This window comes from Halobacillus sp. BBL2006, from assembly GCF_000786645.1.
Taxonomy (GTDB): Bacteria; Bacillota; Bacilli; order Bacillales; family Halobacillaceae; genus Halobacillus.
This window is the reverse complement of the sequence record NZ_JRNX01000841.1, coordinates 1-524: the sequence shown is the minus strand read 5'-3', so window position 1 is coordinate 524 and position 524 is coordinate 1. Positions and strand designations below refer to the sequence as shown.

The following is a 524-nucleotide window of genomic DNA, read 5'->3' as shown; positions in this document are numbered from 1 at the left end:
AAAAGAAGATAAAAAATTATTCATAGTAATGGTAAATCCTTCATGAGTGTACTTATAGAACTCATGTACTTCCAGCACTAAAAACGTGGCTCCTAAAAGGAAAGTAGCCACTATCCCAATCCATACCTTTTTCTTATTCCATCCCTCCAGCCCACTCTCTGCAATAAGCAATGTTCCGCTGCTGGAAAGCAGGAATACGGATGTTAAAATAACCGTTCGCAACTCATAAACTTCGGAAGGGTCTGCGCCCACAGAAGCTGGAGTAAATATAATATAGGTAGCAAATAACGTTGCAAACATAAAAGCCTCAACACCAAGATAAAGGAAGAAACCTAGTCGTTTATCTTGAAACAAAACATCTGAGGTCTGTTTCATGATTCATCTTCCTCCTTTTGATAGACTCCCTTTCGCTCGTCTGTAAGTGAGCGTATGACGAAGAAAGCAACCGCTCCTATTCCTCCGAGCACCTGCATCCAAAGCCACCCATAGATAAAGCCGATACTCATGATCATGAGTATCCCTGC

The 524-nt window shown here is 41.4% G+C and carries 1 protein-coding gene; it reads right to left on the bottom strand.

Going from position 1 to position 524, the window contains the following annotated elements; all coding sequences use genetic code 11:
* Positions 1–375, bottom strand: a 375-nt coding sequence (locus tag LD39_RS20305; protein WP_035552874.1) for a cytochrome aa3 quinol oxidase subunit III, incomplete at its 3' end; no start/stop codon positions are given.
* Positions 376–524: the final 149 nt, after the last annotated feature.